Source organism: Novipirellula sp., from assembly GCF_041583735.1.
Lineage (GTDB): Bacteria > Planctomycetota > Planctomycetia > Pirellulales > Pirellulaceae > Novipirellula.
This window is the reverse complement of record NZ_JBFHFD010000595.1, coordinates 1-5,421: the sequence shown is the minus strand read 5'-3', so window position 1 is coordinate 5,421 and position 5,421 is coordinate 1. Positions and strand designations below refer to the sequence as shown.

Genomic DNA, 5,421 nt, shown 5'->3' with positions numbered 1-5,421 from the left:
TTTTTCAGCTGCAAATTGACATCGGCGCCAGCGGCAACCATCGCTCGCACGAAATCGAGTGTATTGAGCGATCCGGTGATTCGCGGCGCTGGATCACCTGCGGGATCGTCGCCCAGTTCGGTTCGGCGCACCCAGGTGATCGCGTGCAGTGGCGCATAGCCGCTACGTTGATCGTTGGGATCGGCTCCCCGCTGGATCAACTTGATCGCCAATTCCAAATGCCCACTTTCGACCGCCAACAACAGAGCGGAGGTTCGTTTTCGCGGATCGCGTCCGCCACTACGGGTCGGGTTCATCACGGCATTGATATCGAGTCCCGCGTCCAGCAGTCGCATCACCACATCGGTTCGCCCGTGACGGGCCGCAAACATGATCGCCGAGAAATCCGATTTTGGAAGGCGATCGTCCAATCGAGCGCCCCCTTGGATCAACGCGTCCACGGCATCGAGGTTGCCGGCCGCTGCAGCCCACATCAGTGCGGTTTGCCCGCCCACTTCTTTGGCGTTTACCTTCGCGTCATGCTTGATCAATGCCCGCACGATCGCGGGGTTGCCCGTTCGCGCAGCCAACATCAACGGCGTTTCTTTCCCCAGACGCGTCGCACTCACATCGGCATCGTGGCGGATCAAGGCAGCTACCGCATCCTCGCATCCGTATTCACAGGCGAGACTCAGTGGGCTGACTTGATATTCGTTCACCACATTGACGTTTCCGCCAGCATCAACCAACGACTTGATCACATCGTTTCGGTTATGAAACGCCGCCCAGTGAATGGCCGTCATTCCATCAGCCTGGGACGCATTAACGTCGACACGATCGTCGGTCAAATGCTTTGTAACGGCATTCCAACGCTGGTGTTCGGCATCATCGGCAAGCTCAGCCGCCGAGGCGGACGCCCCTATCATGCACAGAACGAATGCAACAATCGCTCGCACCGCAGTCATACAGCAAGACAAAAATTTCATGTTCATTGATTACAACGTCACGGGGTCAAACAGATCATCCACGGTGCCGGTGCTATCGCCGAACGTTTCCAGGGGCACGCCGACCTTATTGAGCAACGTCAGATGCACATTCGAAAGCGGCGTCGTTTCGGTGAACTTGATGTGACGCCCGCCCCGCATCCCGCCCGCCGCGCCGCCAGCGACCAGGATGGGCAAATTGGTGTGGTCGTGCGCATCCGGGTCGCCCATACCGCTGCCGTACATGTAAAGCGAATGGTCCAACAGCGTGCCGTTGCCCTCCGCTGTTTCGGCCATGCGTTTCAAAAAATCGGCGAAAAGCGAAACGTGAAAGCGATTGATCTTGGCAACTTTCTCAAGTTTCTCGGGATCGTTGCCGTGATGTGTCACCGGATGATGCGGATCGGGCACGCCGATCTCGGGGTAGGTTCGTGTGCTGGCTTCACGGGCCAACTGGAACGAAACGACTCGGGTGATGTCGCCTTGGAACGCCAACAATTGCAAATCGAACATCAATTTGGCATGTTCGGCGTAAGACGCCGGGACACCTACGGGGCGATCCAGATCCGGTAGCGGATTGTCCGCCGCGTTCGATTCGGCCAATTGAATCCGCCGCTCAACCTCTCGGATACTGTCGAGGTAACCATCGATCTTATCTCGGTCGGCAGCCCCCACACGGTTTTTAATTCGCTTGATTTCGGTCGTTACCAAATCCAACAAACTCGCCCGCTTCCGGCGGGCGGCCTGCATCTGTTGGGCCGTCCCCCCTTCGCCAAACAAACTTTCAAACACCAAACGAGGATGAGCTTCCGAAGGCAGCGGTTGCGTGGGCGAGGACCACGACAAACTGTTTTGATATACACAGGCGTAACCATTGTCGCATTGTCCCACAGTCGACAACAAATCCATCGAAAGTTCCAGCGACGGCAACTGCGAATCGCGGCCGATCTGGCGAGCAGCGATTTGGTCCACCGTCGTACCGCTACGATAATCACTGCTCTCAGTGCGTTTCGCCCTCGCCGCACTTAGAAACGTCGAGTTCGACGTTGCGTGCGAACCGGGATAAGCATTTTTCAGGTCGGTGTTGGAGATCACCGTCACTTGATGCTTCACTGCTTCAAGCGGCTGCAAACTCGGCGGCAGCTCGTCCAACGTCTCAGCCTGCGGCGTCCAATTGGCCGGGTTGTACCCCATCGGAATATAGATGTAGCCGATCCGTTTCAAATTCTCTGGTGCGGCCACAGTCGCTGCCGAAGCCGTCATCGCGGGGATCATCGCATCCAACAGCGGCAAGGCGATTGCCGCGCCGGTGCCTCGCAGCATCGTCCGTCGCGAAATCGAAATTCGTTTCATCATTCGTTGGGTCTCCACTTGCGAAACGGATCGCTGAGTACGATACCGGTAATGAGAGAAGAAAGAGTGTAATGTTCGTCTGCTGCCGCATCGACAATGCGGCGAATCGTCGGACCGTCGTCGGATTGGACCGCACGCCCTAAGGCGTAAGTTATCAGTTTCTCGGTGACGGTGTGAGCAAAAATCTCGGGTCGGGCAAGGACGCCAGCCTCCAATTGGTCAACGGATTCCAATTCGGTGCCATCGGGCAAATAGCCGCTCGAATCAATCGCCAAGGTGTCTTCAAACTCACGCCAACGCCCGACCGCATCAAAGTTCTCGAGTGCAAATCCGACCGGGTCCATCAAATCATGACACGCTGCACATGCCGGGTTCGCCCGGTGTGCTGCCAATCGCTCGCGCACTGAGGCAAATTGAATCGCGGTGTTTTCCTTTAGATTCGGAACGTTCGGAGGCGGCGGGGGTGCGGGCGTACCAATGACGTTCTCGAGTACCCAGTTGCCGCGAATCGTGGGCGAGGTGCGTGTCGCATACGACGTCACCATCAAAATACTGCCATGCCGCAAAATGCCGCCGCGGTGACTCGCGGGACTCACTTTCACGAGCCGAAACTCGCTGCCCGCGACGCCAGCGATGCCATAGTGCGTCGCCAGCCGCTCGTTCAAATAGGTTTCATTGCTACCAATCAAATCCAGTATGCTGCGGTTGTTCCGCAGCACGTCGTGAAAAAGTAATTTGGTTTCCTGAGCGAACGCTTGACGTAGATTGTCATCAAAATCGGGAAACAACCGCAGATCCGGTGTGATCGAATCAAGATTGCGAAGGTACAACCACTGCGCCGCAAAATTGTCGACCAAGGCTCGTGAGCGTTCATCGGACAACATCCGCTGAACCTCGGCCTGCAACGTATCGTCATGCTGCAGCAAACCTTGCTCGGCAAGATCGAGTAGTCGCTCGTCGGGTAAACTGCTCCACAAGAAGTAGGATAACCGCGACGCCAATTCATAATTATCGACATCGGCAAGCCTCGCGTCCGCATCGTCAGCGATTCGTTGTTCGATGCGAAACAGAAAATTCGGATTGACTAGAATCGCGGTGACCGCCAATTCGATTCCAGCCTCAAAACCAGCTTCGCGATTTCCCTGATCAAAAAACTCCATCAGCAAATCGATATCCGTATCACTGACCGGTCGCCGATACGCTCGCCGAGCGAGTCGTTGCAGCATTAACTTGGCATCCCCCCGCGTCACCGTTTCGGGATCGTAATGACTGCCAAAAATTCGATCACGACTGGCCGTTTTTCCTGGCCCCGCTGATTCGCTTGGCGTGTCGGGCCCGTCTGTGTCGAGCGGCCCCACAATCGAGACCTGATAGATCGCCGGCGTTCGCCGGGGGTGACGATGCCGATTAAAGTTCGCATCAAACGGTTGCCGTTTCTGTTCAGCCAACGACGAGAACGTTTTCGGAAACGTCACCCCAACACTGCGAGCCCCCGCATCGATATGAATTCGGGTGCGTAGATGCGAATCGGCATGGGTATAATCATTTCCGCTCCAACCGTGCTGGCCTTTCAGCGGCTGCACGGTGAACCGATGCACACGATTGCGGTCGACCAACACATCGATGTGATGTTTTCGCTCGAGTCCTTCTACTTTTTCATCTCGGTCACGCGTCAATTTCAGCTCGATCGCATAGTCACCGGTTTGGTGAAAATGATGTTGGATCAACACGCCGCCGCGCGTGCCAAATGGCAATCCCGAAACATGGGTCTCTTGCGAACGATCCGCGGGCTGGCGAATCGTCACACCAACGGGCCCATTACCGCTACCGCCGACCGCCGCGCGACTGATGCCTTGGGCCGCCGATAGATACCGATTCAGGTGTGTCGGCGAAAGTTCTTCGACCGTGATGTTGTCAAACCCGTGACTTGATTCATCTTTGGGAAGATAATCCGAAGCATCGACGGCGATCCCTAACAGATCACGAACCGAGTATTGGTATTCGAGCCGAGTCAGCCGCCGAATCGCTCCCACCCGGCCAGGACGCGGGAATTCCTTGTAACGTTGATCCAAAATGCTCCGCAACGTGCTGGAGACCTGCTCGTATTCGCTCTCTGCGGGTCGATCCGACGTGGGTGGCGGCATTTGTCGTGTGTCGATCCGACGCAAGATTTTCTCCCAGCGATCGGTCTGCAGCTCCTCGCGTGAAAATTGGTCCGCCGAAAAATCAAATGCCTCCAAATCAAATTCGCCTTCGGCATCGCCACTTGAGTGGCAATCGAGACAGTAGGTAGCGACAAAGTCCTTGAATTCACCGAGACGTTCCATCTGAGAATCGGCCGCGATCGACGTCGGAGTGGATGCCAACGTGCAAACCCAAACGAGCGTCGTGATCGCAGTGGAGTTCAGTTTGTTCATGACGAGTTTCAACCGCAGGTAACGTGGCTTTGGACGCTCTATTCTATTCGATCAACAAACCCTCGGCGACGATTTCCAGCCGGCCACGGCGTAAGAAACACTAGACCCTACGTCCGCTTGTGAGTCCCGTTCATGAACGTAACCCAATTTCCATCGTCGGTTTGCATCGCGCTGTTCATCAACCAGCAGTCGGCGTCAATAATTTCGATCGTGTCGCGATAAGGACAGGTCCCGCTGCCATCAAACTTCGGGCCTTCGGTCACCAGCGGCAATCGAGTGCCATCCGCGTCCCGGATGCCTTGGTAATACCAAATGTTAGACATCATTGATCCCACAAAAGTGCCGACGTAACGCTTCTGCGCGATGTCAAAGCCAAGCGTCATGATCGATGACCACGCATCTCCCTCGGCGGATTCGCCGCTGCTTTCGGCAACCAACCACATCCCGCCTAGCGAGCGACATTCAATTTTTCCCGTGGTCATCGATGTATTGCCGTCGGGCATTTTGCATTCGTGTTGAAGACTCCACTTACCAATCAGTTGATCGAGCCAGTGGTGCTCGGATTGCGGTTTAGCAAACATAATTGTTCCTTACTGGTTTGGACCGAAGACTTGTACGGACCGAAAAAGGGACAGCAATTCAGTAATCGCCTTGCCGATTTGTTTTTATGCATGCATGTCCTGTCACCG

4 protein-coding genes are annotated in these 5,421 nt (G+C 55.6%); all 4 read right to left on the bottom strand.

What is annotated here, in order from left to right; translation table 11 throughout:
* On the bottom strand, positions 1-965 hold a 965-nt coding region (locus ABX962_RS29080; RefSeq protein ID WP_372724750.1), incomplete at its 3' end, for an ankyrin repeat domain-containing protein.
* A 9-nt stretch (positions 966-974) separates the two neighbouring features.
* The gene (locus ABX962_RS29075; RefSeq protein ID WP_372724748.1) at positions 975-2,318 is read right to left on the bottom strand and encodes a DUF1552 domain-containing protein; all 1,344 of its coding nucleotides are present in this window, start codon (positions 2,316-2,318) and stop codon (positions 975-977) included.
* A complete protein-coding gene (locus ABX962_RS29070; RefSeq protein ID WP_372724746.1) occupies positions 2,315-4,732 on the bottom strand; it encodes a DUF1592 domain-containing protein in 2,418 nt (805 codons plus the stop codon). Before ABX962_RS29070 ends, ABX962_RS29075 begins: the two co-directional genes overlap by 4 nt.
* Positions 4,733-4,839: 107 nt before the next feature.
* Positions 4,840-5,313, bottom strand: coding sequence for a DUF1579 domain-containing protein (locus tag ABX962_RS29065; protein WP_372724744.1), 474 nt, complete (start codon positions 5,311-5,313; stop codon positions 4,840-4,842).
* Positions 5,314-5,421 lie beyond the last annotated feature (108 nt).